Here is a 26559-nt window from a genome sequence, read left to right on the forward strand (position 1 = left end):
GATCGCCATGGTCGGACGGGTCGGTCGCCGCCGCGCGATCGCGCACATGAATCTCGCCGCCGCCAAGACCGGCTTGCGCATCGGCCAGGCGGTCGCCCACGCCACCGCCCTCACCCCCGGCCTGGTCCTGCAGGACCTGGACGCCGACGGCGATCGCGCCGCCCTCTTGCGGCTGGCCCTGTGGGCCCAGCGCCTCTACTCGCCGACGGTGGCGGCCGATCCCCCCGACGGTCTGGTCATCGACGCCACCGGCTGCGCGCATCTTTTCGGCGGCGAGGAGGCCATGCTGATCGACATCCGCCGCCGGCTGGCCAAGGCCGGTCTGTCGGCCCAGACGGCGATCGCCGACAGCTGGGGCGGCGCGCACGCCCTGGCGCGGTTCAGCCGGCGGGCCGTCTTCGTCAGCCCTGCCGGCGCGGTGGGTCGCGATCTCCATCCGCTGCCCGCCGCGGCGCTGCAGCTCCCGGCCGATCTCATCACCGCTCTGGCCAAGCTCGGCTTCGACACGATCGGCGAGCTTGAAGCGACGCCCAAGGGTCCGCTCACCCATCGCCTGGGACTGGACCCGGTGCGCCGGCTTGACCGCGCCTTGGCCCGTGAGGCCGAGCCGATCGAACCGGTCTTGGCCCCCGAGACCCTACGGGCGACGCGGGTCTTTGCTGAACCGATCGGGGCCAGCGAGACGATGGCGCGCTACCTGACCGAGCTGACCGCCGAGCTCTGCGCGGCGCTGGAGGCGCGGACCCTGGGCGCCAAGGTCGTGGACGCCTTCTTCTTCCGGGTCGATAACCGGATCGAGACCGCACGGGTGGGCATGGCCGCGCCCTCGCGCGACGCCCTGCGCTTGGCCAGGCTCCTGATCGAGAAGCTGGAGCGGGTCGATCCGGGCTTTGGGGTCGAGCGCATGGTCCTGGCCGCGCCAGGCGCCGAGCCCCTGACCTACCGGCAGGATGACGCCCTGGCGGCTCCACGGGCGCGGGCGGACCTGTCGGCGCTGATCGATACCCTCTCCAATCGCCTGGGGCCCGAGCGCGTCTATCGTCTGGCCAGCGCCGACAGCGACCTACCCGAGCGGAGCGTGCGGAAGGCGCCGGCCCTGGAGCGTCCGGCCGCCTTCTCCTGGCCCGCCGACTGGCCGCGCCCAACGCGGCTTTTCCGCCATCCCGAGCCGATCGACACGGTCGCCCTGCTGCCCGACCAGCCGCCCGCGTCGTTCATCTGGCGCGGCGTGCGGCGGCGCGTGAGCCGCGCCGACGGACCCGAGCGGGTGTTTGGCGAATGGTGGAAGGCCGACGCCGAACTGGCGCGGTCGCGCGACTACTACCAGGTCGAGGACCAGGGCGGCGAACGCTACTGGATTTATCGGGACGGCGACGGCGAGGACCTCGAAACCGGCAGCCAGCGCTGGTTCATCGTCGGGGTGTTCGGATGAGGCCACGCTCGCAAGACCTTGATGGGCTTGGCGATTATGTCGAGCTTCAGTGTGCCTCGCATTTTTCGCTGTTGCGCGGAGCCTCCTCGCCCGGCGAGCTCTTCGAGGAGGCCGCGCGCCTGGGCTATCGCGCCCTGGCCATCTGCGATCGCAACAGCCTGGCTGGGATGGTTCGCGCCCATATCGCCGCCAAGGCGACAGGCATTCGGCTGATCGTCGGCTGCGAGCTTGTCCTGCGCTGTGGCATGACGGTGCTGGTCTATCCCACCGACAGGCCAGCCTACGGCCGGCTCTGCCGCCTGCTCTCCCTGGGCAAGGCGCGGGCCGGCAAGGGCGAGTGCGACCTTGAGCTGGCCGACCTGGCCGACCACGCCGAGGGGCTGATCGCCGTCCTCGTCCCGGACAGCGCCGACGAGCTGACGGCCCTGCAGCTGAAGAAGCTGGCGAGCGTCTTTGGTCCCGACGCCTACATGGCCCTGACCCTGCGGCGGCGGCCGGGCGACGCCCTGCGGCTCCATCAACTGGAAATCCTCGCCCGCGTCGCTGGCGTCACACCCGTGGTGACCAACCGGGTGCTGTTCCACGAAAAGGCCCGCCGCCTGCTGCAGGACGTCGTCACCTGCATCCGCGAGAAAACCACGATCGACGACGTCGGCTTTCGGCGCGACCGCCATGCCGACCGCTATCTGAAGGCGCCCGCCGAAATGCAGCGGCTGTTCCCGCGTCACGGGGAGGCCCTGGCCGCCTCGGCCGCCATCGCCGAACGGTGCCGGTTCTCGCTGGACGAGCTGGCTTACCAGTATCCGCATGAAGTCATCGCCGCCGGTCGCAGCGCCCAGCAAACCCTGGAGCGCCTGACCTGGGAGGGCGCGGCCCGGCGCTTTCCCGACGGGTTGCCCCCAGAGATCCGAAAGATCCTTCAGCACGAGCTGACCCTGATCGGCGCCCTCGGCTACGCACCCTACTTCCTGACCGTCAATTCGATCGTCGCCTATGCCCGCAGCCAGGACATCCTCTGCCAGGGCCGCGGCTCGGCGGCCAATTCGGCCGTCTGCTACGTCCTGGGCATCACCAGCATCGATCCGGACCGCAACGACCTCCTCTTCGAGCGCTTCGTCAGCGCCGAACGCGACGAGCCGCCCGACATCGATGTCGATTTCGAGCACGCCCGGCGCGAGGGGGTGATGCAATGGATCTTCGAGACCTATGGCCGCCACCGCGCCGCCATCGTCGCCGTCGTCCAGCGCTTTCGGCCCCGCGGCGCGGTGCGCGACGTGGGCAAGGTGCTGGGGCTGCCCGAGGACCTGACCAAGGCCCTGTCGAGCCAGGTCTGGAGCTTCAGCCGCGAGGAGATCGAGGAGAGGCACGCCCGTGAGCTTGGCCTTGATCTGACAGATCGGCGCCTGCGCTTGACCCTTCAGCTGGCCCAGCAGCTTCTCAACACCCCGCGCCATTTCTCCCAGCATCCCGGCGGTTTCGTCCTGACCGAGGACCGCCTGGACGAGCTCGTGCCAATCGAGCCGGCCAGGATGGACGGGCGCCAGATCATCGAGTGGGACAAGGACGACATCGACGCGTTGAAGTTCATGAAGGTCGATGTCCTGGCGCTGGGCATGCTGACCTGCCTCAAGCGCGGCCTGGATCTGCTCAAGGCCCACAAGGACATCGATCTGGACCTGGCCGCGATCCCGCCGGAGGACCCGCGCACCTATGCGATGATCCGCCGGGCCGACACGCTTGGCGTCTTCCAGATCGAAAGCCGGGCGCAGATGGCCATGCTGCCGCGCCTGCAGCCCCGTAGCTTCTATGACCTGGTCATCGAGGTGGCGATCGTTCGCCCTGGGCCCATCCAGGGCGACATGGTCCATCCTTATCTTCGCCGCCGTGAAGGCAAGGAGAAGGTCTCCTACCCCAAACCCGAGCTGGAGAAGGTTCTGGGCAAGACCCTGGGCGTGCCGCTCTTCCAGGAGCAGGCCATGCGGGTGGCCATCGAGTGCGCGGGCTTTACGCCCGGCGAGGCCGACCAGCTGCGCCGGGCCATGGCCACATTCAAATTCACCGGCGGGGTCAGTCACTTCAAGGACAAGCTCGTCGGCGGCATGGTCGCGCGCGGCTATCCGCCCGAGTTCGCGCAAGCGACCTTCAGCCAGCTGGAGGGCTTTGGCTCCTACGGCTTTCCAGAGAGCCACGCGGCCAGCTTCGCCCTCCTGGCCTACGCCTCCTCCTGGCTCAAATGCCACCATCCGGAAGTCTTCTGCGCGGCCCTGCTCAACAGCCAGCCGATGGGCTTCTACCAGCCCGCCCAGATCGTCCGCGACGCCATCGAACACGGCGTTGAAGTCCGGCCGATCTGCGTCAACGCCTCACGCTGGGACTGCACTCTGGAGGAGAGGTGCGACGGATCCTTGGCCGTGCGCCTGGGACTGCGAATGGTCCGGGGCCTATCCGAAGAGGACGCCGCCCGGATCGTCCTGGCCCGCCAGGACCAGCCCTATGCCTCGATCGACGAGGTCTGGCGCCGCTCGGGCGCCAAGACCGGCGCTCTGTCGCGCTTGGCCGAAGCCGACGCCTTTCAGCCCAGCCTCAAGGGCGATCGCCGCCAAGCCGCTTGGGCGATCAAGGCGCTCAGGGACACCGCCCTGCCGCTTTTCGACCAGCCAGGCGCCAATACGCTCAACGAGCCGGCGGTGACGCTGAAGGCGATGACCGAGGGGCGCGAGATCGTCGAGGACTACAGCCATGTCGGCCTGTCCCTGCGCCGCCATCCGCTCGCCCTACTGCGCCAGGATCTCGAAGCGCTGGGCCGTGCGCCCTGTCGCGCCGCCGCTCAGGCGCGCGATGGCCGCTTCATCAAGACTGCCGGCCTCGTCCTTGTGCGCCAGATGCCGGGGACGGCCAAAGGCGTCCTCTTCATGACCATCGAGGACGAGACCGGCGTTTCCAACCTCGTCATCTGGAAGACGCTCTACGAGCAGCAGCGACGCATCGCGCTGGGGGCGCGGCTGATCGGCGTTGACGGCCGCACCCAGCGCGAAGGCGAGGTCGTTCACCTAGTCGCCTACAAGCTCCACGACCTGAGCGACCTTCTGACCAGCCTACAGGATCGCAGCGCCGATGGCGGCGACCTGGCCTGGGCCCGCCGCAGCCGCAACTTCTGCTGATCCCCATATGAGTCTCATGCCCAATCAGCCCGCCTTGTTCGACCTGCCGGATGCGCCGCGGCCCGCCCCTGCGACCGGCCTGCCCAACGGCCTCGTCTATCGGCCCGACCTCATCGACGTCGGCGAGGAAGCCGCTCTGATCCAGGCCATCGCCGCCCTGCCCTTCGCGCCGTTCCAGTTTCACGGCTATGAGGGCAATCGCCGCGTCGCCTCGTTCGGCTGGTCCTACGATTTCGCCCGCGGGGTCCGGGAGCCGGCGTCTCCCATCCCCGATATCCTGCTGCCCCTGCGCGAGAGGGTCGCGGCTTTGACTGAACGAGCCCCTGAAGACTTCCGTCAAGCCTTGGCGATCGAACACACGCCGGGGGCCGGCATTGGCTGGCATCGCGACCGACCGCAGTTCGACATCGTCGCAGGCGTATCCCTGGGCTCCAGCTGTCCGTTTCGTTTCCGGCGCAAGCTGGGCGACGGCTTTGAGCGCGCGACCCTTCGACCAGCGCCCCGATCGGCCTATGTGCTGACAGGCCCCGCGCGGGAGGTGTGGGAGCATTCGATCCCTCCGGTCGAAGCCTTGCGCTATTCGGTTACCTTCCGCACCTTTCGCAACACCCCCGCTTAAAGAGCGTCTTCGCCCAGATCGAGCGCGACCAGCCAATCGGCGATCAGCGGGCCCGCTAACGCCTCGAAGCGCGAGGCCAGCACCTTAGGAATGCGGGCGGCCAGGCCGCCTTGGCTGCGGGTGACGCCGGCCCCGGTCAGGCCCACGAGCAAGTGCAGCTGGTCAGCCGCGTCGCGGCGCTCATGGCCTCGTCCAAGGCCAGCAACGGTTGCGCCAGGCGGAAAAACGAAGCGATAGACGACGACAGGGCGCGTTTCGGCGGCATAGGCCAGCAGCCGCTCGCGACGGGCGGCGACATCGTCGAGATCGATGAGCTGTCCCTCGAGGCGCGCCATGTCGGCGTCCTGGGCCAGGAGGGAGTGGGCGGCCAAGGCCGCGCGTGCTGTTTGCATACCCAAGATATGGGAAGCCGGGGGCCGTTCGGCCAGAGGTCGACCGGCCCATGCGGGCGCTAGAGGGCAAGCCCACGGGCCGGCCTTCCCGTCCGCCCGAAGCTGCACGGCGGATCCTAGAACAGCGATCCTTGGGCGGGCTCGGTTCCAACCGCGACCGGCGCTGCGCCATAACGGTCGCGGATGTGAGCGTTGAAGTATTCTCCCTTGGCGAAAGCCAGTCGCAGACCGTCGGCGACCGCCGCGGGCACGCCCAGATAGGCGTAAACGCGCCCGCTGACGAAGGTGATCGTCAGGATTTCGACCTTGGGGTCGTAGCTGAAGGCCTTGATCACCGCCGACGGCATCGCCCAGCCTCAGGACCGGCGGTCGCCCTTGTCACCCTGGCCGCGGCCCGCGTCATGGCTCGAATGCTGGCGCTGGTCGGCGGCGGACGAGCGGCCCACATCGTCGGACTGCGAAAACTGGCCCTTATCGTCGCGGCGGACGTAGCGCTTGTCGCCCGGTGTGGGTTCAATCAATTCACGCTTGGACATGCGGTGCTCCCTTTTCCTCGTGGGAGACGAATCCCCGATCTTGCCAAACCGTTTCGCGGCCGGCGCAACGCGAGATTGGAACAGGTGCGGCGAGCGAGGAATTGCAAGGATCAGGAGGCCCGATGCCGGACGATCCCCATGAGCCCATGCCGATGGCTTCGATGCCGGCCAGCCTTGCCGAGGCCAAGGCCTTGGCCGCTTGGGTCAGGGGGGCGGGTGATACGGCCAAGACCTTGCTGGCCGCGGCTCTGGGCAAGACACGCCGTCAGCAGGACCCCGTTCCAAAGGCCGCTCGCGGCAAAGCCGACTGAGGCCGTCTTTGCGGATCGCCACGTTCAACATCAACAATATCGTCGCCCGCCTGGACAACCTGATCGACTGGCTGGCCGAGGCCGAGCCCGACGTAGTCTGCCTGCAAGAGTTGAAGGCCGAGCAAGGCCGCTTTCCCGCCCAGACGCTCGAGCAGATGGGCTATGGCGCGGTTTGGAAAGGTCAGCGCACCTGGAACGGCGTGGCGATCCTGGCGCGTGGCATGTCGCCGGTCCTGACCCGAACCGCGCTGCCGGATGATCCCGACCCTGGGCAGGCGCGCTACATCGAGGCGGCCGTGAACGGCGTGTTGATCGGCTGTCTTTACCTGCCCAACGGCAATCCCGTTCCAGCCCCCAAGTTCACCTACAAGCTGGCCTGGTTCGAGCGACTGATCGCGCATGCCCAAGGCCTGCTGGACAGCGGCGCGCCCGTTGTCCTGGCCGGCGACTACAATGTCGTGCCGACCGAGGCCGACATCTATCCCAAGCACTCCTATGGCGCAGACGCCTTGCTGCGCCCAGAAAGCCGCCAGGCCTTCAGCCGCCTCCTCTCGCAAGGCTGGACGGACGCCTTGCGCACTGTTCACCCACAAGGCGCGCCCTACACCTATTGGTCCTATCTGCGCGAGCGATGGCCCAAGGACAAAGGCTTGCGTATCGACCATCTTCTAGCCTCGCCGAACCTTGCCGACGCGATCATCGACGCCGGCGTCGATCGGTGGGTGCGCGGGCAGGACGGCGCCAGCGACCATGCGCCGGCGTGGTTGGAGCTTTCCCGGTGAAGGCTGGGCCGCCTATCACGCCCGACGGCCGATACATCGTCGTGCGTGGCCGCCTTTGGCGGCGTACCGATCCCTCATTGTCGGCGCCGCGCAGGGAAGAACTGACAGCTCAGCTGATGCATGCCCGTCGAGCGGTGAAAGCCGCGCTGAACGCCAATGACGCCAGAAGCCTCGCCCACGCCCGAAAGCGGGTCGATGACGCCAAGCACGCCTTGGGCGAGCGGGGGCCGGTCTGGTGGACCGATGGCGCCCCTGACCTCAATCGCCGGCTGATCAACCATACGCCCTATGCCGAATGGTGGAATTCCCAAGGCGACGCCTAGCGCTGCTGGTCAGCGCCCTCTAAGCTCGCGCCATGCCCCCTCGCTCGCGCCCCACCGCTCGCTTGCTGACCCCGGTCGGCTGGACCAGTTTGCTGGTCGCGGCGCTCGTTGTCTGCGGCGCGGCGCTTCTCGCCCTGGCCGCCCTGCCCCGCTAGAACCGACACGGCGTGCGGCGCCAGCTTGGGGTCGAACTCGCGGATCGTTACCGACAAACGCCGATACACCCGTCAGTTCCCCGCTCCGGGCCCAAGGGCTGGCTCTAAAAAAATTCCGCGACCAACTACCCGGCGCCCTGGGCGCGCGTGTCTCTCCAGTGATGAACTCAGCAGGAGAGACCTTTGCCGTCCTATACACCGCCACACCCCGTCGACCAAAGTGTCGGCGCCAGGATCCGGCTTCGTCGCAAGATGCTCGGGGTGAGCGAAGCCAAGCTGTCTCAAGCGCTCGAATTGACGTTCCAGCAAATTCAAAAATAAGAGCGCGGAGCCGATCGGGTCAGCCCGCCCAGGGCAGGAAGTCGGCCAGGCGGGCGGACCGGCGGTGGTATTCGCGAAGGTCGAGCATGGCTCAGACCTCCAGGTAGGGCGGCAGTCGGACATGCCGGCGGCCAACATCGAACATCTGCGGATCCCTGCGAGCAGCCCACACCGCCAGGCCATGGCCGACCAGCCAGACGGCGAGACCCACGATCCAGAGCCGCAAGCCCACCCCCAGGGCCGCGGCCAGGGTGCCGTTGACCAGGGCGATCGCGCGCGGAGCGCCGGCCAGAAGCATCGGTTCGGTCAGGGCCCGATGGACGGGCGCGGCGAACCCCATAGTGCGATCGCCGACCATCAGACCAGCGCCCCGCCGCCGAACGAAAAGAAGCTCAGGAAGAACGAGCTGGCGGCGAACGCGATCGAGAGACCGAAGACGATCTGGATCAGCTTGCGCGAGCCGCCGGAGGTCTCGCCGAAGGCCAGGGTCAGGCCCGTGACGATGATGATGATCACCGCGATGATCTTGGCGACGGGACCTTCGATCGACTCCAGGATCCGCTGCAGCGGCTCCTCCCAGGGCATGGAGGAGCCGGCGGCCTTGGCCGAGGAAGCGGCCAGCAGCGCGGCGACGGTGACGGGGGCGGCTCGACCAAGGTGGCCGAGGCGGTCGAGCATGGTGCCGGCGAGCAGGCGTGCGCGCAGGCGCGAGGGTTCTCGCGTGGACATCAACAATTCTCCGGGGGTTCTAGGGGCGGGGTCTCAGGCGGGGCTGAGCTGGTAGGCGCCGTCTGGGCCCAGCCCCTCAAGGCGCACGAGGTCCGCAAGGTGGCGCTGTCGGCCCCGCCCCTGGAGGACCGCGATCAGGTCGATGGTTTCGGCGATCAGGCCGCGGGGCACGACGACCACCGCCTCTTGGATCAGTTGCTCGAGCCGCAGGAGCGCGCCCAGCGCGGAACCGGCGTGCAGGGTCCCCACCCCGCCCGGATGGCCCGTGCCCCAGGCCTTGATCAGGTCGAGGGCTTCGGCGCCCCGCACCTCGCCGATGATGATCCGGTCGGGCCGCAGCCTTAGCAACGAGCGTACCAGATCCGAGAGCGTGGCCACGCCCTCGCGGGTCCGTAGCGCCACCTGGTTCTGCGCCGCGCACTGCAGCTCTCGCAGGTCCTCGGCGATGATGACCCGATCGCCTGACGCGACCACTTTGGCCAGCAGCGCGTTGACCAGGGTGGTCTTACCGCTGGAGGTGGGTCTCACCACCAGGATGTTGGCCCGGATGGCCACCGCATCGTGCAGCACCCTGCCCTGCACCTCGGTCATCACGCCGGTGCGGACGTAGTCGGCCAGGGTGAAGACCAGGCTGGCGGGCTTACGGATCGAGAAGGTCGGGGCGGCGACCAGCGGCGGAAGCAATCCCTCGACGCGCTCGCCGGTCCCCGGCAGCTCGGCCGACAGTCGCGGCCGCCCGGCGTGGATCTCGGCGTCGACGTGGTGAGCCACCAAGCGCAGGATCCGCTCGGCGTCGGCCCGCCCGACTGTCAGCTCGGCGTCGACCAGGCCCGCGTCGAAGCGGTCGATCCAGACCCGGCCATCGGGATTGAGCATGACCTCGGCCACGCCCGGATCCTCCAGTCGCGCCAGCAGCAGCGGCCCCAGGGCGCTTCGCAGCATCTGGCGGCTGCGCTCGCGTCCGGTCTCGGTTTCGGAAAGGTCCACGGTTGGTCCCCGTTGCTTACGGGGATGAGTAAGAAGACCCGGTTCCGAGCGATCTCAACAGCCAAATCGGCCAGTCGTACCCTGGCGTACAAAGACAGGGAAACGACGGTCTTCGGGAGAGTGAGTGGCAGTGCCGAACCTTCATCCGGTTTGCCGTAGTGCGCCAAGAGCGGAATTTGGCATCGCTCCAGGAAGCCGACGGTCAGCGAGCTTCACGGCAAGCGAATATTTCGGGAACAGGTCGTCACGATTCAACGATCTTCATTTATCGGCTCGACAAGAAGAACGTATTTCCATCGGGATCTTGGAAATAGACATGAGGGAACGGCTTTAATTCAGGCGGCCCTAAAAAAGCTACGCCCTTTTCCAGCAGTCGTTCATATTCGTAATGCACGCTTTCACAGCCAAAGGAGCCGTTGAAAAAGGTGCCAACTCTGTCTTCGTGACCTTCTGGCGTGAAGAGCAAGATGCCGGTTTGGGCGCCTGGGATGGAGAGTTCAATCCAGCGCCTGTCGCCGATCGGGCGATCCGTCGTGATGATAAACCCCATGACGCCTGTCCAAAAGGCTAGGGCCCGATCCTGGTCTCTGGTTGGGATTCCAACATAGTTGAGCTTCTTGATCACTAGGCCGTTCCGCGCCGCAGGCCGTCAACTTGCGGCCAGAGACCGGCGTGGTATCGGCTAGTCCGATGAGCGACAAGCTGTACACGCTGGACGCCTACGTCCTCGACACTCTCATGCGCGACTTGGTCGGCCACGATCACCGGGCCTCGGCGTTTCTGGTCTATCTGGCGTTAGCGGCGCTGGGCGATACCCGCCCTCGCCTCAGTCACGCCCAGTTGGCGGAGCGGACAGGCTTGTCGAAGCGCAGCGTTCAAGCCGCGGTGATCCATCTTGCCGAACGAGACCTGATACGCCCCACCCGGTCCGGCGCCACCGACGTGACCCGCTACGAGGTTCTGACCCCATGGCGGCGTGGGGCCGAACCCGCGCCAGGTCCGTAGGGCTCATTTAGGCTGCCACAACTCAACCAGCGTGCCGTCGGGATCTTGCACCCAGGTAAACCGTCCGAAGGCATTGTCGTCGTCGCGCTTTAAAATGGCGACGTTTGACGCCTGCAACCTAGCGATAATCGCATCCATGTCATCCACGGCGAAGTTGATCATGAACTCGCGGGTTGACGGCGCCATGTGGTCGGATGTCTGTGGGAAAGCCATCCAGGAGACCTTAGGCGGGTGGCCCGGCGCATCGTAGGGCAGCGCCGCGCCGCCCCAGGCGGCGACATCCAAGCCAAGGGCATCGCGATACCAGTTCGCCAGCACTTTGGGATCCTTGCTTTTGACGAACACGCCGCCAATGCCGGTCACACGGCCGACCGGCTCAGCCATGACCGCCCCCTGACAGACGACCGTGAAGGCGACCGCGCATACTAGTCTCCATAGCCTCTTCATCCATGATGCTCCCCACATGTTCGCCGCAGATCTCTGCCTGTTCGACCGGTATAGATCGGACAGAGTCTAGCGCGCATCAGAAGAAATGATTGCTATAGCAAGAGTTGATAGCCGTCGCTTCGCGGGGTCTCGGTGACGCGCTGGGGATCAGGTCGCGGATCGGCTGGCGCGCCATGAAGGTCCGCCCTCGGCGCCGGCGACAATTCGCGCCCCATTGCGGCACCCACTTGAAAGCGTAGGCTTGGCCGATGCGGATCGCCCTCATTTTTGTGCTCGTCTCTCTGGCCGCAGGTTGTGCAGGGGCTCCTGTCGTTCCATCCCTGAAGCTCGACGACGGCTCTCACATTAAGGACGACGCCACCCCTGCGGATCGCGGTTCCGAGCGCAGCGATGCCGGTCTGACTCCGTCGTCCGAAGACGTGCCCCGCTTGTATGCCGAATTCATCGCTCATCAGCGTTGCCCAGACGACGCTCTCTGTGGAGCTGAACCAGCGAGAACCGTGGCCGGGATAGAATGCAGTCGCGCTCGCGAGCAACTGGGTCCGGAGGCGCGTTGCACGTTCCGGCTGCGAATGACGCGCTCCGGCTTTCGCTACTCCATGAGCTCGGACTTCTACTGCATCGGCCTTTTTACAAAGTATCCTGAAGGTTGGCGGATGGACGGCTTCGCAGCGCTTTGCGAAGCCATTCCGGATCCTCCTCTTTCCGGCGGCTGAGTTATCGCCTTTGCGGCACCGTGTCTCTCGAAGAGCAGCTAGGTGCTGAAGGTACGCTCCTCGGCGTCGCCACCCTTTTCCAGCCTAGTGTCGAAAGCTGGCAAGCCTAGATTCGGAGAATAACCTCCACACCACTCTGCGGCAGAAGACGGTGAGCGCATCGCTAAAGCGGCGCGCAAGCGTCGGGGCGGAATCGACATCCTCGCCCACGCATGGGCAAGACGTCACTCGGCCTTAACGGCAAGGCCGAACGCTTCATCCAGACCAGTCCGTGCAAATTGGGCTTAGAAGCGCACGTCACGCTCGTCTTTAAGGTTGGGCTTGGATGCGCCACTGGGCGTTGGCGTTCTTAGGGTTGCCCGTGCGCGTCAGATAAGGCTCGTCGCCTGACAGCCAGATGTACTGGTTCCAGTAGGTGTTGCGGATCGACGTGCCCTGGCCGGCGCTCTGCAGGTCGTAGGTGGCCGGCTGGGTCCCGTTGCCGGGGGCGAACAGCTTCACCGCCCCGGTCAAGGCCCGGTAGTCAAGGAAAAGCATCGGGTCCTGGGCGGATCGGAACATCGTGTTGGTGTTGGGCCCGATCCGGGCGAAGTCCAGCGGCGTTCCGTCGCGATTGTAGATCAGCGAGTCGGGGACCACCCCGTCCGGGGCGATCATGTACTTGCCGTTGGCCACGCTCTGGATCCGCACGACCGTGCTGGTGCTGGCCGGTTGGGTCGGGATCTGCCAGCCGGCGGGCGTCGGGCTCATGGGCGCGATCGGCCCGTTGCGCCAGCGCCAGTTGTACCAGATCCGGGTCTGCGGATCGAACTGGTCCTCATAGCCGGGATTGGGCAGGGCGTTGTAGAGGCACTGGCGCTGGGTGTCCTGCAACTGGCGGACCGCCGCGGCCTGGTCGGTGGTTCCGAAGTCCAGTTTGCTCATGCACTGGGCCTGGGTCATTCCCTTGCCGGTCTGTCCGGCGGCCAGCACGTAGGTGTCGCCACGGTTGGCGGCGTTGGCGTACCAGCCGCGCATCTCGGTCTCGTCGTAGCTCAGCCAGTTCTTGACCAGGGTGTTGGCCTCGGCCCGGGCGGCGGCGGCGCGCTGGGCCGGCGGCAGGCCCATGGTGCGGATGAAGGCGGCCCAAAGGTCCTTGCTGGCTTCGGTCGCGACCAGGGCCGTCGGCTTCATGTTGCTGGCCTTATAGGCGTCCCAGCTGGGGTTCAGCCGCCCGTCAACCGTGGCCTTCCAGATCACGTCGCCGCTGGAATAGTCGACGGCCACGGCCCAGTTCGAGTGGCTGTGCTGCTCGGAGCCCAGCGCGCACAGGTAGCTCTTGACCTCACGCACCTTGATATAGTTGTCGCTGGCGATCCGCACCGTGTGCTCGGAGCTGAACGAGTCCTGGAACAGGTGCACGGCCCGGCCGAACAGGAAGTAGTTGCGGTCGACCGTCACCAGCGACGAGGTCACCCCGCCGTCATAGACCGCGATGTTCGACTTGGGCGCCGTGGCGGCGGCGACGAAGTAGTCGACGAAGCGCTGTTGCGAGGTTTTGGCCGCGCGTACGCCGCCGTCCGGGCCGTTGTCGTCGTAGCGGCGCATGAAGTGATCGTACTGCACCTCGGCCGGCTCCTGGGCCACGGCGTCCCAGCACTTCTTCGATTCGGCGACGCTGTAGCCGGCCAGGTCGACCCAGCGTTCGCCGATGATGGCGTCGTAGACGGCCTTGTAGCGCGAGGCGTAGCGGGTGTCGTTCCATCGCTGGCTGCGGATGCGCTGGGCCTCGGCCTGGCCAGGACCGTTCAGGACGGTGTTCCAGGCCTTGCCGCCGCCCACGGTCCAGCCGCGCCGCGGGTCGTTGGGGTCGGGCAGGTCGGGCGCGCTGGCCGGCGAATAGCCAAGCAGCTCGATGGCCGACATGCGGGTCAGCCACTCGTGTCCCATCGGCACGGCGTTGACGGGCCCCAGGCTGACGCTCTGGGTGAAGGCCCCGCCCGGCACGGCCGCTCCCACGCCAAGGGTGAAGGCTACGGCGGCGCCCAGCTTGCCGAGGATCGATGCGCGCATGATGTGTCCCCATTCGCGATCGCCCACACGACCGCTTGCCTGAGCCGGAAAACACAACACCACGCACTCTTGAGATGTATTTATTTTCACACCCTTATTACGAGCATTTCTAGAGCGGGACCAGGCCGATCTTTGAGCCGAGGAGCGCTGCGCTCGCGCGACACGGCGCGGACTTGCGGCGGATCACGATCGCATGCACGTTCGGACCCTCGGGCGAGATCGCGCCAGTAATACACGTGACCTCGGCTTCGACGGCCCAGCGGCCTACGTATTCGCTTGAAGGCTGAGCGCGGCTAATTTGTCTAGAGCGCCTGGCAGGGCGACAGCAGACCAAGCCGATGACATCAGTTTTCCCTTCTCTACCGAGCGGGAGGTCTGTATCGCTGGCCGGGTCGCGCCAATAGCGGCCCCTCGAACGGCTCCAGAAACGTGACGCTAGGTCTGGGGGCGGCTGGCGATGAAGCGCCTGCTTCGGGCAGCCTCTCTGGCAGGCTCGCGACGGTGCGAAAATTAAATAGCAAGCCCGCGCCTCCAAAAAGGGTCGATCGCGCCTCTAGTCTGCGGAGGCTATTTTTACATGCCGATCAGCACGGTTCTTTCCGCGTCGCCCGACCATAAACTGGTGCTGAGCCACTATGAGCCCGGCGAAGAGTCTCGCGCACACCGCCATGACTGCTGGCAAGTGTCGCTGCTGCTCGCCGGCGGCTATGTCGAGGATAGTCTCTATGGCTCGCTGGCCGTCGATAGGGTCAGCTTGAGCCGCAAGCCCAGCGGCTTCGAACATCAAAACCTGTTCGGCACGGCTGGGGCGCTCATCCTGTCTGTTCACGGCGACGCCGGCGCTACGCCCCCGCATCGCTATCAAGTGGCGACGTGCAGCAGCCGCGAGGCTGGGCAAACGTTCTTGGAGCAGGCGGCGGCCGAGGACGGTCGGGATTGGGGGGCGCAGCACGGTGCTGATCGGCCCGCTTGCATACCGGCGTGGCTCAACGAGGCGCGACATCGGCTGGTCGAAATGCCCCGGACCCCGATCGCGCGACTGGCTCGGGACATGGAGCGCCATCCAAGCGCCTTTGCGAGGGCGTTTCGGGCCGCCTTCGGTCGCCCGCCCGCGCAGTTTCGCCAGGATTGGCGGGTAGCCAGCGCGATCGATCGTATCATTCGCTCGGATCTCGCTCTGGCCGAGGTCGCCTACGCCTCCGGCTTCGCCGATCAAGCGCACATGACCCGCGCCGTCACGGCCACCTCCGGCTGGTCGCCTGGCGCGCTGCGGCGCCTGCTTAGGCGCTGAGGCCGACGGTTTCATCGGTTCAAGACGTCGGCGGCGCCGAATGGCTTGGCTAAGCGATCCCGCCAACTTCGAAAGACCCTATGACCCGTCATCGAATACCCATCGCGCTTCTACTGGCCGCTGGCCTGTGGAGTTTCGCGACCTTGGGCTTGGCCGCGCCGCACGCCAGCCCAGAAGCCAAGGATATCGACGCCTTCACGCGCAAGGCGATGGCGCGCGTCAGCGTCGTGCCGGGCCTGGCTCTGGCTGTCGTCGACGGCGACCAGGCGGTGATCACGGCTGGCTATGGCGTCGCCGACGTTGACACCCGCGCTCCTGTCGACGCCGAAACGGGCTTCTACATCGCCTCGGCCACCAAGTCGTTCACGGCCCTGGCGATCGCCGGTATGGCGGCGCGACGAGACCTCGATCTGAACGTCCCCTTGGCCGACTGGATCGGCGCCACGTCCTTGCCGCCCGATATCGCTAGCACGATTACCCTGACCGACCTGCTCAGCCACCGCTCCGGCGTCGAGAACGCGCCGATCGCCTTCCGGGCGGCGTTCTCCGGCGAGCAAACACCAGAGGTGATGCAGGCGCTGCTATCTCGGACGGTCAGGAGCGCCACAGCGCCCCATGGGACGTTCCGCTACACCAACACCGGCTACAATCTGGCCACCACCCTGATCGAAGCGCGGTTCGGCCGCGATTGGCGCGCGCTCGTCACCGACGACGTCCTGGCGCCGGCGGGCATGACCCACACGACCGCCTGGATTTCCAAGGCTCGAAGGAAGGGCGTCGTCGCGTCCGGCCACGTGCCCGGCCCAACCGGCGCCCTGGAGCCCAGCCGGCTCCAGAAGACGGACGCCACCCTGCAGTCGGCGGGCGGCCTGGTCTCCACCGCGGGCGACATGGCCCGCTGGCTGGAGATCCAGATCAATGACGGCGTCCTGGACGGCCGGCGCCTGTTCCCCGTCGGACTGGTGGACTCGACCCACCGTTCGGTCGTCGGCCAGAAGGTGGTCTTCGGCCCCTACACCCGTGACGGCTACGGCCTGGGCTGGCAAACGGGGCGTTATGGCGATGACGTCCTGATCCACCATTTCGGCAATTTCGCCGGCTCGCGCGCCCATGTCTCGTTCATGCCCGATCGCAAGCTGGGCGTGGCGGTGATGGCCAACGAAGATCTCATCGCCGGGGAGTTGGCGGATCTGGTGGCGGACTATGTCTACGACCGGTTCGCGGGCCGTCCGGATCTGGAGGCGCACTACGATGCGGAACTGGCGGAACTGGCCGCCCGCCGCGACAAGCGACTGGCCGGCCTGGCGGCGGCTCGCGCCGAACGCGCCGCCCGGCCCTGGTCGCTCTCCCGGCCGATGGACAGCTACGTCGGAACATACGCCAACGCGGCCATGGGACGGATCGCGGTCACGCAAGAGGGCGATCGCATGAGGGTCCGGATCGGGGTGATGTCGGATCTGGCCGAAGCCTTCACCAAGCCCGAGACCGTCCGGGTGGAGCTTGTGCCGCTGCAAGGCCAGACAATCCTGTTCGATGGGCCAGGCCGCCTGACCTTCGAGGGCGAAACCTTTGTCCGCGATTGACGACGGCAGGACCGCGGACGGAGCCTCCGTCATCTCCACGACGAGCGTTGGAGGCTGCGCGCCTCGGCTCCGATGGGCTCACCTTTCAACCGCGCCGATGTGACCCATGCCCATCGATCCTTCCCACGGCTGGAACGCCGTCGCGCAGAGGTTCATGCAAATGCGATCGCCCATCGGCGCCGGCACCGTGCGCCGATGGGCTAAACAGCTGCCGCCGGGCAGTGAGGTCCTGGACGTAGGCTGCGGCTCTGGAGTTCCGATTTCCGCCGCGCTTGTCGAAGACGGCTTTCGGATATTCGGCGTCGACGCCTCTCCCCTTATGATCGCGGAATTTCGCCGTCGATTTCCTTTCGCCGAGGTCGCCTGTGAACCCGTGGAGACGAGCGGCCTGTTCCAGCGAAAATTCGACGGCGCGGTCGCGATCGGACTGCTGTTTCTGTTGCCGGCCGAAGATCAGCGCCAGGTGATCGACCGCGTGGCGCGGACACTGGAGCCTGGCGGCCGCTTTCTGTTCAGCGCCCCGCGCCAAGCTTGCGAATGGTCGGACACGCTGACGGCGCGTCCCTCGCTGTCGCTGGGCGAGGCGGAATATCGACACTTGCTGGACCAGGCAGGTTTGGCCCTGTCGGGCCATTTTATAGACGAGGGCGGCAACGACTATTTCGACGCGGTCGCGCCACTGCAGAACACGTAGGCTTGAGGACGCGCCAGCGATGGGTTGCGCCGATGGGCAACGCCCCTGCCCCGCACCTCTACCTTTCAGGCTTGTAACTTGATTGCCCATCGCCGGCTGACACAGCTTCCTGTCCAGCCCGATCTAAGACCGGGCCCACCAGCGGGCCTGGCCCGAGCGTTCAGCAACCCCTGACATTGAGGCCATTGTGCGCCACTCTCCAATGGCTCTGCCTGCCAGCCCAAGCTTCGGCAAGCGTCGCACCCGATGGCGTGAAATGGCCTTTGTCGCAGCCCTAGGCGTCATCGCCACTGCGCCCGGCCTCGCCCGGGCTCTTCCCTCTCCGAATACGATCGCCGCCTCTGTGATGGCGGCCGACACGCCACTCAAAACCTTGAACGGGACAGGCCTGGTCGCGCCGCGAGGATGGTCCGTCCAAAAAGCCGCCGGCGTGATCCGTCTGGACGCGCCCGAGAGCGGCTCCTCGATCCTGGTCTTCGATACGACCGGCGGTGAGGCCGACGCGGCGGTGGCCGCCGCCTGGGCGGCCTATCGTCCTGCCGCCGCGCCAGCCTTGGCGGGCGCGAAGGATCGCCCTGTTCGCGACGGCTGGGATCAGATCCGCGTCTACAACTACCGGGCGCCGGCCGGACAAGCGCGCACGATCTGGGTCCGGGCGCTGCGCAACGGCGACCAATGGACGGTGGTGCTCCACGACATGACCGATGAGGTGCTCGAAAAGCGCGATTCCCAGGTTGAGGTTATCCTCGGCAAGCTGCTGCCCGCTGGCTACGCGCGCGAGTCTTTTGCTGGGCGACCGGCCCACAAGATCGATGCGACCCGCTTGGCGGCCCTGAAGAACCTGATCGAAACCGCGCGCGCCGAGCTCGACATTCCCGGCGTCGGCTTCGGGCTGATCCAGGACGACAAGATCCTGTTCGAAGGCGGCTTTGGCGTGCGCGAACTGGGCAAGCCCGAGAACGTCGACGCCGACACCGCCTTCATGATCGGCTCGAACGGCAAAGCCCTGACAACCCTGATGCTGGCCAAGCTGGTCGAGCAAGGCAAGATGGATTGGGACACCCCAGTCTCTTCGCTTTGGCCGGCCTTTCGCCTGGGCGACACGGCCACGACGGCCAAGGTGCGCGTCAAGCATCTGGTCTGCGCCTGCACGGGCCTGCCGCGCCAAGACCTGCCGTGGATATTCCAGGGCGACCAGGCCCAGGCGTCAACCGTCCTGACTTGGCTGTCGACCATGCAGCCGACCAGCGGCTTTGGCGACCTCTACCAATACTCCAATCTGCTGGCGGCTTCGGGCGGCTATCTGGGCGCCCACGTGCGCGAGCCCGATCGCGAGCTCGGCGCGGCCTATGATGCGGCCATGCAGGCGCTGGTGTTCGATCCGCTGGGCATGTCACGCACCACCTTCGACTACGCCAAGGCGCTGGCGGGCAACCATGCCGCACCGCACGCCCTCGACATTGATGGCCGCCAGCAGGTCGCCGTAATGGGCCTCAACGCCGCCGGCATTCCATCGCGTCCGGACGGTGGCGAGTGGAGCACGACGCGGGACATGTTGCGTTACGTGCGCATGGAACTGGCCAAGGGGCGGTTGCCGAACGGCGAGCGCTATATCGCCGAGGGCCCGCTGCTGGCGCGCCGGACCCCTCAGGTCACCGAAGGCAGCGACGAATATTACGGTATGGGCCTGAAGATCGACCGCATTTGGGGCGTGCCGGTCATTCACCACGGCGGCACGCAGTATGGCTATCGCGCCGACATGATCTGGCTGCCCAATCAAGGCGTCGGCGCGGTCATTCTGATCAACGCTGACTCTGGCACGGCGCTGCGTTCGGCGTTTCGGCGAAGACTGCTGGAGGTGTTGTTCGACGGCGAACCTAGGGCGGCGGCCGATCTGGCCAACTACGGAAAGACCTTCAGGGCCAGCCGCGGCGAAGGCCGCAGGACCCTGACCGCGCCCGCCGACCGCGCGATCGTCAACGGGCTCGCGGGGCGTTACGCCAACGCCGACCTGGGCGATCTTGTCGTCCGGCGCGAGGGCGATAAGACGGTGTTCGACTTCGGCGGCTGGGCTAGCGAAGTCGCCAGCCACAAGAATGACGACGGCGGGATCGCCCTGGTGACAATTACGCCGGGCGCCGACGGCTATGAATTCGAAGTCGCCGACACTTCCGAAGGACGAGGTCTGATTATACGCGAGGCGCCCAGCGCGTACCGGTTCTTGGAGAAGCGCGAGGACGAAAACGGCCATTAGCCTCCACTATACGCCGTCATCGAGTTGGCGGACGAGGCAAGGCAGCGCCATTTGCCTACATGTAGACCGCGACGGGCCGAATGAGCAGGGGTGCAGCCATCGAGCCTGAGGGCGGACAATGATGAAGCCGTTTCTCATCGACTCCTGGTCGGGTTCGCCCCCGCCAAGCATGGCCTTGATCCGGCCATGCGCGACGATGAAGGTGGTTTCGTCCACCACCAAGAGTGTCCAATGTCCGGCAACGCTCAGACCCGTCGGGCCGCGATCGGCTGCTCCGCGATCTCGATAGCCTCAGCCAATTCCCTGGCCGCGCTAGCCGCACCACGCGTCGTCGGTGGGACGGGGCTGGAGACCGGAGTAATCCGGGCCATTGGCGTTGACACGATGCGGACGAACTATAGGAACCGTCCGGCCCTACGCGCCACGGCGTTGGAGAACGTCCCAGAGCTAGACCGGCTGGTGGTGCTCGACACGCCCGTGTTCGGCGACGGCGTCATCGAAGCCTGGATAAGCGGCTCCCCGAGCGCCACAGCCAGCGCCACGGCGCGAGGCTTCGTGGGCGTCGCTTTCCGGGTGCGCGACGGGGCCAAGCTGGAGGCCATCTATCTGCGTCCAACCAACGGCCGGGCCGACGACCAGTTACGCCGCAACCATGCCGTCCAGTATATCTCGCACCCCGACCATCCCTGGGAGCGGCTGCGCGCCGAAGCCCCGTCCAAGTACGAGACCTATGTCGATCTCGAACCTGGGCGTTGGACGCACGTTCGGATTGTGGTGGCGGGCTCCAAGGCTCGGCTGCATGTCGACGGCGCCAAGCAGCCGACCCTGATCGTCGGCGACCTCAAGCACGGCGCCGACGCCAAGGGCGCAGTGGCGCTCTGGATCGGCCCAGGCACGCTGGCTCATTTCAGCGGCGTGCGGGTCATGTCCTAGGGGTTTGATGAAGCGGCAGTATTAGGCGCCCTCTTTGGGGGCTTCTCGCTTCCGACGGTTTATACCGGGCGATGGAAGGAAGACTTAAAAGCTTGCGGCAGCAAGGACACGGGCGGCGTGGTGATACTTCCCGGCAGTATCACCTCTATGGGGCGAGCGGGGTGGTTCATGCGCCTCGGGAGACTCCAAGGAGGCCTCTGCCAAAGTTGATTTCACTGGGCGCTGGCGTACGCGGAGCGAGGCTGGCGACGGTTGAAGGTCAGGTTTGCGACCGTCTGCCACCGCTCGCATTCTGAGATTTCCTTCTAAATCACCCTTAGTACCGGTGGGATCAGGAAGATGGCGGATAGTGCCCAGGCGGTATCGTAGAGCGCCGGCGGCGCGCACGGCAGAAATCTCGATGCTGATCGAGCTGAACATGCACATTAAGAATGCTCTTTCTCCCACACGCCGCCAAAGCGGATCGAGCGCAGTTTGACGATCTGGTCACCGCCGATGCCGGCGACCGGGATGGTCAAGTCCATGGCCTTGGCCAGAGCCCAGACGCCGACGTCGCATGGCGTGACGGCGATCATGATTGGGAATGAGGAGACGCTAGAAAATTTCTAGCGCCGGATGTCCCTTTTTGTGCGGAGCAAGAGAGGCGGCGCCGTCTAACGGTTGTCAGCCTACGCGCCTTGCCACCCTTTTGCACGGCGCTCCGGATGACGTTCTTGGCGGCTGGGCGCGCTGCGCACGCCCGTTCGATTTGCTGTAGCTTGAGGTCCCCATTTTGGGGCGACTGGGTTGGTTTCGACATGTGGTTGATGGCGGGTCGCGCGGAACGCCAGGCGCGACACCTGGCGTATGGTCTCCTTTCGCTGGCCTTCGTCCTTGCCTTGATAAGCGGCGTTGCGATGGCTTCACCACGGGCTGAGCGGCTTCAAGTCATTGGCGACCAGATCCGCGCGCATCACGGGCGGCTTTCGTCAGCCGATATCGAAGCGGCTGGCGCGGCCACGATAAATGCGACTGGCAGGAAACGGTTCTACGGCCTGTGGCGCACCCTCAGCTACTACCGCAACAACGGTCAACGCGCCGATTTCGAGCGTTGGGCGGCTCGCGTCCGCGCTGTCGCTGCGCGTGACCATGATCAGCCTCTTGCGGCCATGGTCACGGTGTTGACCACCTCAAAGGCCGCGACCGACGGCCCAGGGCGCAGGGCTGATTTCACGGCGTGGCAGCGCATCGCCAGAGAGAATGACGATGTCGATCACGTCATCGAACTGGAGCGCTTACGGATCGCCGCCAGTCGGGATCAGTGGGCGAGTGCGACACGTACGGGCGCGCGGCTGCTCGACGCAACCCGCAACGAACCCCTTGCCCAGCCGATAGTGGCCGAAGCGCACACGCTGATGTCTCGGGTGTTGAGCGAACTTGGCGATGACAACGGCGCCCTCGATCACCTTGCAGACGCGGCCGCAATCGATCGCCGGATCGGTTCGGCCACTCAGGATGCCGAACGGGTCTATAATTTAGCGCTCCTTGCGGTGAGGGCGCGCGAATTCGCCTCGGCGCAGATGCTGTGGCGGCTTCACGGCGACCTGATCGCCACGTCGGGCGGCCCCCGGGCCCCCTTCTTCAACGCCTATCTCTGCGCGGCGATCGCCGACGCTCAAGATGCGCCCCGGCGTGTTGTCGAATGCTTGCGGCCAGTCGCCCAGGCTCTGGACCAGGCCAACGATGGCTGGGCGGTCTCTGCGCTGCGACTGCGCCTAGCGGCCCGCGCCCGTATGGGGGACGTGGCCGATGGGCGGGCTGACCTTGCCCGCTTGCAGGCCGCACCCGCCGCGCGCGGACGCGATGCCGAGCAGTTGAGCCTGTCCTATCTTCTCCGGGCGGAAGGCCAGGGACTGGCGGCGTTCGACGCCTTGGAAAAATCCCGCGAGGAGACGCTTGTCCGCCTCCAAGACGACCACCAGCGCAAAATGACGGATATCGCCGCTGCCCTCCAGACGGCGTTGGACGCCGAGCGGGTAAAGGGCGAGCGCGCCGGACGCCAAGCCCAGTTCCAGAGCCGCCTGTCGCTCGCCTGGGGTCTAGTCGCCGGCCTGTTCGGGGTCATCACACTGGGCGCGGTGGCCTTCGTGCTCCAGCAAAGACGAACAGCCCGGGCGCTTGCTCAGGCTCAAGCCCGCGCCGAGGCCGCCAGCGAGGCCAAATCGACATTTCTCGCCACGATGAGCCACGAGTTGCGCACCCCCCTCAACGGCATGCTTGGCCTGGCCCAAGCATTGAAACTCGAGCCCCTCGAACCAGGAGAGCGCGAGCAGGTGGAGCTCATCGAGGACTCTGGGCGCAATCTTCTGACCCTGCTCAACGACGTACTGGACCTGTCCAAGATCGAGGCGGGCAAACTGCAGATCGCGCCCTTGCCCGCTGACCTGGCGCGCAAATGCGAGCGACTGGTCAGGATTCACGGCGTACTGGCCGCAGAGAAGGGCATCAGCCTGACTCTCGACATCGACGATACGCCACCGACTTTGATCTTCGATCCTGTGCGCGTGCGTCAATGCGTGTCCAATCTGCTGTCGAACGCCATCAAGTTTACCGAGATGGGCGGCGTGCTTTTGCGTCTGCGGTGCGAGTCCTCCGGCGACCATGAGGTGATGGCGCATATCTCGGTGAGTGACACGGGCATCGGCATGTCGCCGGAAACTTGCGCGCGGCTGTTCGGCGCCTTCGAGCAGGCCGATGCGACAACCGCACAGAGGTATGGAGGCAGCGGGTTGGGGCTCAACATCACCCGTCGACTGGCCAAGCTGATGGGCGGCGACGTCGCGGTCGAGAGCCAGGAGGGAGAAGGCTCGACTTTCACCTTGAGCTTCCGTTGCCAGCTCCCGCTAACGGAACCGCCGAGCATGCCGGAGGCGAATGAGGTCTCCGAGCCCCCGCCGGCGAGTTTGAAGATTTTGCTGGTCGAGGATCATCCAGTAAACCGCAAGGTGATCGGGCTGATGCTGGCCCCGTTGGGATGCACCCTCGTCGAAGCCGAGAACGGGCAAATTGCGCTCGATCGGCTTGGCGCGGAGCCCTTCGATTTGATCCTCATGGACGTGAACATGCCCGTGCTCGGCGGCCTCGAAGCTGCTCGCCGTGCGCGCTCAGATCTTCGCCTCGACGCTATCCCGATCATCGGCCTCACCGCCGACGCCATGGACCATCAACGTCAGGCCTGCCTGGATGCCGGCATGAACGATGTTCTCACCAAGCCAGTGGACATGGCCGCGCTGTTGTCGACGATCGCCCGCGCGGTGCAGGACGCAGGACCAGACAAAAGGCCAACAGCCTGATCCTCGTTGTCGTCGCTCCCAATGGATCGATCGGAGCGTCCTTTTCGTGGCCCGAGGTCGACAAGCAAGCTTCCAAGAAAGCCCCCCTCCGGCCGGGGCCTGTTCCGGGACGGGCCAGATCCATTGAGGCCCAAAGGATGCGCCGATCCTGCGCACTGCAGCGGTATTTCCAGACCTTGCCGTCGTCGGGTCGGACATAGCCGACATAGACGACGTCGCCCTAGACACGATCGACCTCGATGATCGCTGGGTCGCGCCCGTTGGTCGCGCCGATAGCCGCGCGGCAGACCCGACCAAGATCATCATCGCTGAGAACGGCCGGGCGCCGCAGACGCCTGCGCCTCAGGGCGGTCGCGTCGCGCTTGGCCTGTTCCGAGAAACCGCCGCAAGCTGACAGCGACAGGATCGAAGCGACTAGCAGCAAGGGACGAATCATTAAGCGACACCACCTTAAGGATAGCGGCTTATGACCCGGCCTGACTGGAGCGCCAACGGTCAACCAACTAGGGAAGCCTCTCGCTCCAGGCGTCGCGCCTCGGCCGCCTTGCGGCCGCGGCTGATGTTATCGAGGCCTCGCACGCCGATATAGGCGGCAGTGGCGAATGGCAGCAGCCCTTCGGAAAAGCTTGGAAGGCTGCCGACCAGATAGAGCGCCGCCAGCGAGATTCCGATCTCGACGCCTCCATAGACCTGAGCATAACCCTCTCTCACGCGGTAGCCGGCGATGAACACCATCGCCCCCAGCAGGACGACGACATGCTTTTGTCCGCCAGCCAGCCACGGCGCCTGCTCGACGAGGAAACGCCAGAAAAGCGGCACGGCGCGGTAGAGCCAGAGGGAGCCAAAGAGCGCGGCTAGGGCCGGCAGAAGGATGACCGTTTGCAGGAGCTGGGTGGCCATGTTGCTCGCCGCGTTCAGAGCGGCTCGTCTGAGGATCGGCTGCAGCCAGGCCAGCCGTTTCCAACGCACTAAGTTATGAGCCGCGTCGACAAGCGCGGCGACGCGCCGCTGAAGATCGAGCTTCTGCTCTAGCGTCGGGTAGGTCCAGTGGATCAGAGCGTATATCGCCACGGCGAACACAGTCATGTTCAACAGGGTTTCGATCAAGGTCGGAGATAGAGGTTGCATGCTTATCCTACACCAGCGCGGCTTGCGCTTAACTGTCACAAGACCCGATCCGGCGCTACATATGCCTGCCCTATGGCATCGTCCGCCAGACCCGGGGCTGCACGCCGGCTGACCCGGCCGACCCGTTCGAACTGATCTTGACCGCTTCCAAGCCGCTCAGTGTCCTGGGCGGTCACTGGCAAAGAGCCTAGTTGGCCCCGAGCAACCTGCCCCGAACGCCATGCACCAGGATATCTCGCAGCCTCATTGCAACGGTCGCCTGGCGGCCGCGCGAACTTGTTCTGCTAGATCGTCTGCCCCCGACGCGCGCCGGGTCGTCCTTCGCCGCCGGCTGTTCGCCTGATCCATCGGCGGAGCGCTAGACCGCGCTGGGGCGTTCCCTGGTCAGGAGGCCCTATGACCGATCCGACGCCCGCGATCCCCGATCCCCCGGCCGGTGCGCCGCCGCTGGAAATCCCGCCTGGCTCGCCAGGTCCCGAATACAACGATCCGGTGATCCCGTTCGAGGATCCGGCGCCTCTCCCACCAACGCCCGCGCCTGATGACGGCCGCCCCTACGACACCCCGCCTCGACCAGTGTGATCCAGCAGGCGTTGATCTACCGCGCGGTCCAGGGCCTGACCGCCGCCACCATTGCCCCAAAGCCCACGCCATAGGCGAAGAACGGCACGTAAGGCGGGGCCGCTGGCGCGAGCCATTGGCATAGGGCCACGAGCACAGGCTCGGCATCAAGGCGGCCGCCAGGCAAAGCAGCCACATCATCGGCGCGACCGCCCAGTCGGGCAGCCGGCTCACGTCCTCGTCGTCGTACCAGCCCATTGCGCCACCTCAACCTATCAGCGTAAAATGCCACCTATCCGAGAAAAGCGGAAAGGCCCAGCGCTCAATCCGCGCCGTTGCCTGGATCATCGGCCGTGGGATCGTGGGTGGCTTCGGTATTCTTGTTGGGATCGAGAGCGGGATGCGGCGGGGCTTCCAAGGCGCCCGGCTGGGCCGTCGCGGGCGTATCTTTCGCCAGAGCCGTCGTGGGGGTTTCGTCGATCATGAAAATCTCTTGGTCAGAGACAACCCGCGACGGCTGGCCAGGCTCCCAGGCAAGGCCTCAGGTGACGATTACCCGGGTAGGCGCCTCCGTCAGGTCCTCGTACTCGCCGATCTCCAAGCCCTGGGCGGCGACCGCAGCCCGGGGCTTCCCGCAAGCGATCGGCGCAGCTCTGCCTCACCCGCGCCAAAGCCCGCGGCCATTGACCATCGATCCAAGGCATGAAACCCAGCTTCTATAATCAACAATATCACTTATAGTAGACATCGTTTCACAACCTGTTCTGCTTGCTCCAATCCCAGCTATTGGACTTGTTTCAACAACTTCGGGCTGA

Annotated in this window: 29 protein-coding genes and 1 pseudogene; 17 read left to right on the forward strand and 13 right to left on the reverse strand. The window is 66.0% G+C overall.

What is annotated here, in order from left to right; translation table 11 throughout:
- Positions 1-7 precede the first annotated feature (7 nt).
- From AC07NS_RS09455 to AC07NS_RS09465, 3 genes are read left to right on the forward strand one after another with little or no spacing between them, the layout of a single operon-like run.
- Positions 8-1432 carry a DUF6504 family protein gene (locus AC07NS_RS09455; RefSeq protein ID WP_494603457.1) on the forward strand — a complete coding sequence of 475 codons (1425 nt, stop codon included), beginning with the start codon at positions 8-10 and terminating at the stop codon, positions 1430-1432.
- Positions 1429-4593, forward strand: coding sequence for an error-prone DNA polymerase (locus AC07NS_RS09460; protein ID WP_494602876.1), 3165 nt, complete (start codon positions 1429-1431; stop codon positions 4591-4593). Before AC07NS_RS09455 ends, AC07NS_RS09460 begins: the two co-directional genes overlap by 4 nt.
- A 16-nt stretch (positions 4594-4609) precedes the next feature.
- On the forward strand, positions 4610-5212 hold the full coding sequence (locus tag AC07NS_RS09465; RefSeq protein WP_494602877.1) for an alpha-ketoglutarate-dependent dioxygenase AlkB: 603 nt from the start codon (positions 4610-4612) through the stop codon (positions 5210-5212).
- Here AC07NS_RS09465 and AC07NS_RS09470 read toward each other — a convergent pair.
- The 3 genes from AC07NS_RS09470 to AC07NS_RS09480 all read right to left on the reverse strand — a co-directional run bounded on the left by AC07NS_RS09470 (position 5209) and on the right by AC07NS_RS09480 (position 6140).
- Complete coding sequence (locus AC07NS_RS09470) at positions 5209-5547, reverse strand: hypothetical protein (protein ID WP_494602878.1); 339 nt, start codon at positions 5545-5547, stop codon at positions 5209-5211. The two genes, AC07NS_RS09465 and AC07NS_RS09470, sit on opposite strands and share 4 nt — an antisense overlap.
- Positions 5548-5720: 173 nt before the next feature.
- Entirely contained in the window at positions 5721-5951 is a 231-nt protein-coding gene (locus AC07NS_RS09475) for a KTSC domain-containing protein (RefSeq protein WP_494602879.1), read from the reverse strand.
- A 9-nt stretch (positions 5952-5960) separates the two neighbouring features.
- Positions 5961-6140 (reverse strand): hypothetical protein, encoded by a 180-nt coding sequence (locus tag AC07NS_RS09480; RefSeq protein ID WP_494602880.1) that lies wholly within the window; start codon positions 6138-6140, stop codon positions 5961-5963.
- 122 nt (positions 6141-6262) lie between these two features.
- Between AC07NS_RS09480 and AC07NS_RS09485 the strand changes: the two genes are divergently transcribed.
- The 5 genes and pseudogenes from AC07NS_RS09485 to AC07NS_RS09505 all read left to right on the forward strand — a co-directional run.
- Positions 6263-6451: a hypothetical protein gene (locus AC07NS_RS09485; RefSeq protein WP_494602881.1), complete on the forward strand. Its 189-nt coding sequence runs from the start codon at positions 6263-6265 to the stop codon at positions 6449-6451.
- A gap of 8 nt (positions 6452-6459) precedes the next feature.
- Complete coding sequence (locus tag AC07NS_RS09490) at positions 6460-7233, forward strand: exodeoxyribonuclease III (protein ID WP_494602882.1); 774 nt, start codon at positions 6460-6462, stop codon at positions 7231-7233.
- A 116-nt stretch (positions 7234-7349) separates the two neighbouring features.
- On the forward strand, positions 7350-7556 hold the full coding sequence (locus tag AC07NS_RS09495; protein ID WP_494602883.1) for a hypothetical protein: 207 nt from the start codon (positions 7350-7352) through the stop codon (positions 7554-7556).
- A gap of 32 nt (positions 7557-7588) precedes the next feature.
- A complete protein-coding gene (locus AC07NS_RS09500) occupies positions 7589-7711 on the forward strand; it encodes a hypothetical protein (RefSeq protein ID WP_494602884.1) in 123 nt (40 codons plus the stop codon).
- Between the two features lie 183 nt (positions 7712-7894).
- Positions 7895-8029: pseudogene (locus AC07NS_RS09505) on the forward strand (transcriptional regulator); the annotation flags it as partial.
- A 94-nt stretch (positions 8030-8123) separates the two neighbouring features.
- Here AC07NS_RS09505 and AC07NS_RS09510 read toward each other — a convergent pair.
- From AC07NS_RS09510 to AC07NS_RS09525, 4 genes are all read right to left on the reverse strand, one after another.
- A complete protein-coding gene (locus AC07NS_RS09510; protein WP_494602885.1) occupies positions 8124-8390 on the reverse strand; it encodes a VirB3 family type IV secretion system protein in 267 nt (88 codons plus the stop codon).
- Positions 8390-8761 (reverse strand): TrbC/VirB2 family type IV secretion system protein, encoded by a 372-nt coding sequence (locus AC07NS_RS09515; protein ID WP_494602886.1) that lies wholly within the window; start codon positions 8759-8761, stop codon positions 8390-8392. The genes AC07NS_RS09510 and AC07NS_RS09515 overlap by 1 nt, the downstream gene beginning before the upstream one ends.
- 33 nt (positions 8762-8794) lie before the next feature.
- Positions 8795-9703, reverse strand: a complete 909-nt coding sequence (gene trbB, locus AC07NS_RS09520; RefSeq protein ID WP_494603459.1) for a P-type conjugative transfer ATPase TrbB — start codon at positions 9701-9703, stop codon at positions 8795-8797.
- 310 nt (positions 9704-10013) lie between these two features.
- A complete protein-coding gene (locus tag AC07NS_RS09525) occupies positions 10014-10373 on the reverse strand; it encodes a VOC family protein (protein ID WP_494602887.1) in 360 nt (119 codons plus the stop codon).
- A gap of 65 nt (positions 10374-10438) precedes the next feature.
- On the opposite strand from AC07NS_RS09525, the gene AC07NS_RS09530 reads away from it, so the two are divergent.
- Entirely contained in the window at positions 10439-10753 is a 315-nt protein-coding gene (locus AC07NS_RS09530; RefSeq protein WP_494602888.1) for a MarR family transcriptional regulator, read from the forward strand.
- A gap of 3 nt (positions 10754-10756) precedes the next feature.
- Here AC07NS_RS09530 and AC07NS_RS09535 read toward each other — a convergent pair whose 3' ends face one another.
- Positions 10757-11137, reverse strand: a complete 381-nt coding sequence (locus tag AC07NS_RS09535) for a VOC family protein (protein ID WP_494602889.1) — start codon at positions 11135-11137, stop codon at positions 10757-10759.
- A 311-nt stretch (positions 11138-11448) separates the two neighbouring features.
- On the opposite strand from AC07NS_RS09535, the gene AC07NS_RS09540 reads away from it, so the two are divergent.
- Positions 11449-11916: a hypothetical protein gene (locus tag AC07NS_RS09540; RefSeq protein WP_494602890.1), complete on the forward strand. Its 468-nt coding sequence runs from the start codon at positions 11449-11451 to the stop codon at positions 11914-11916.
- Between the two features lie 309 nt (positions 11917-12225).
- On the opposite strand, the gene AC07NS_RS09545 is transcribed toward AC07NS_RS09540, so the two are convergent.
- Positions 12226-13968, reverse strand: a complete 1743-nt coding sequence (locus AC07NS_RS09545; RefSeq protein ID WP_494602891.1) for a hypothetical protein — start codon at positions 13966-13968, stop codon at positions 12226-12228.
- A 577-nt stretch (positions 13969-14545) separates the two neighbouring features.
- Here AC07NS_RS09545 and AC07NS_RS09550 point away from each other — a divergent pair.
- The 5 genes from AC07NS_RS09550 to AC07NS_RS09570 all read left to right on the forward strand — a co-directional run bounded on the left by AC07NS_RS09550 (position 14546) and on the right by AC07NS_RS09570 (position 20723).
- Positions 14546-15259: a helix-turn-helix domain-containing protein gene (locus AC07NS_RS09550; RefSeq protein WP_494602892.1), complete on the forward strand. Its 714-nt coding sequence runs from the start codon at positions 14546-14548 to the stop codon at positions 15257-15259.
- An 80-nt stretch (positions 15260-15339) separates the two neighbouring features.
- Complete coding sequence (locus AC07NS_RS09555) at positions 15340-16842, forward strand: serine hydrolase (RefSeq protein WP_494602893.1); 1503 nt, start codon at positions 15340-15342, stop codon at positions 16840-16842.
- Positions 16843-16948: 106 nt separating this feature from the next.
- On the forward strand, positions 16949-17536 hold the full coding sequence (locus AC07NS_RS09560) for a class I SAM-dependent methyltransferase (RefSeq protein WP_494602894.1): 588 nt from the start codon (positions 16949-16951) through the stop codon (positions 17534-17536).
- 256 nt (positions 17537-17792) lie between these two features.
- Positions 17793-19790 carry a serine hydrolase gene (locus AC07NS_RS09565; protein WP_494602895.1) on the forward strand — a complete coding sequence of 666 codons (1998 nt, stop codon included), beginning with the start codon at positions 17793-17795 and terminating at the stop codon, positions 19788-19790.
- Positions 19791-20174: 384 nt separating this feature from the next.
- Positions 20175-20723 (forward strand): LamG-like jellyroll fold domain-containing protein, encoded by a 549-nt coding sequence (locus AC07NS_RS09570; RefSeq protein WP_494594333.1) that lies wholly within the window; start codon positions 20175-20177, stop codon positions 20721-20723.
- 425 nt (positions 20724-21148) lie between these two features.
- Here AC07NS_RS09570 and AC07NS_RS09575 read toward each other — a convergent pair whose 3' ends face one another.
- Positions 21149-21298 carry a hypothetical protein gene (locus tag AC07NS_RS09575; RefSeq protein ID WP_158285861.1) on the reverse strand — a complete coding sequence of 50 codons (150 nt, stop codon included), beginning with the start codon at positions 21296-21298 and terminating at the stop codon, positions 21149-21151.
- A gap of 231 nt (positions 21299-21529) precedes the next feature.
- On the opposite strand from AC07NS_RS09575, the gene AC07NS_RS09580 reads away from it, so the two are divergent.
- Positions 21530-24055 carry a hybrid sensor histidine kinase/response regulator gene (locus AC07NS_RS09580; RefSeq protein WP_494602896.1) on the forward strand — a complete coding sequence of 842 codons (2526 nt, stop codon included), beginning with the start codon at positions 21530-21532 and terminating at the stop codon, positions 24053-24055.
- Positions 24056-24275: 220 nt separating this feature from the next.
- Here the strand turns inward: AC07NS_RS09580 and AC07NS_RS09585 are convergent, their stop codons facing one another.
- Together AC07NS_RS09585 and AC07NS_RS09590 are read right to left on the reverse strand one after the other, a co-directional pair.
- On the reverse strand, positions 24276-24479 hold the full coding sequence (locus AC07NS_RS09585) for a hypothetical protein (RefSeq protein WP_494602897.1): 204 nt from the start codon (positions 24477-24479) through the stop codon (positions 24276-24278).
- Positions 24480-24550: 71 nt separating this feature from the next.
- Positions 24551-25162 (reverse strand): hypothetical protein, encoded by a 612-nt coding sequence (locus AC07NS_RS09590; RefSeq protein ID WP_494602898.1) that lies wholly within the window; start codon positions 25160-25162, stop codon positions 24551-24553.
- 417 nt (positions 25163-25579) lie between these two features.
- Between AC07NS_RS09590 and AC07NS_RS09595 the strand changes: the two genes are divergently transcribed.
- Positions 25580-25765 (forward strand): hypothetical protein, encoded by a 186-nt coding sequence (locus tag AC07NS_RS09595; RefSeq protein ID WP_146217973.1) that lies wholly within the window; start codon positions 25580-25582, stop codon positions 25763-25765.
- Positions 25766-26066: 301 nt separating this feature from the next.
- On the opposite strand, the gene AC07NS_RS09600 is transcribed toward AC07NS_RS09595, so the two are convergent.
- The gene (locus AC07NS_RS09600; RefSeq protein WP_494602899.1) at positions 26067-26228 is read right to left on the reverse strand and encodes a hypothetical protein; all 162 of its coding nucleotides are present in this window, start codon (positions 26226-26228) and stop codon (positions 26067-26069) included.
- Positions 26229-26559 lie beyond the last annotated feature (331 nt).

The sequence above is a fragment of the Caulobacter sp. GW821-FHT10A10 genome, from assembly GCF_059415745.1.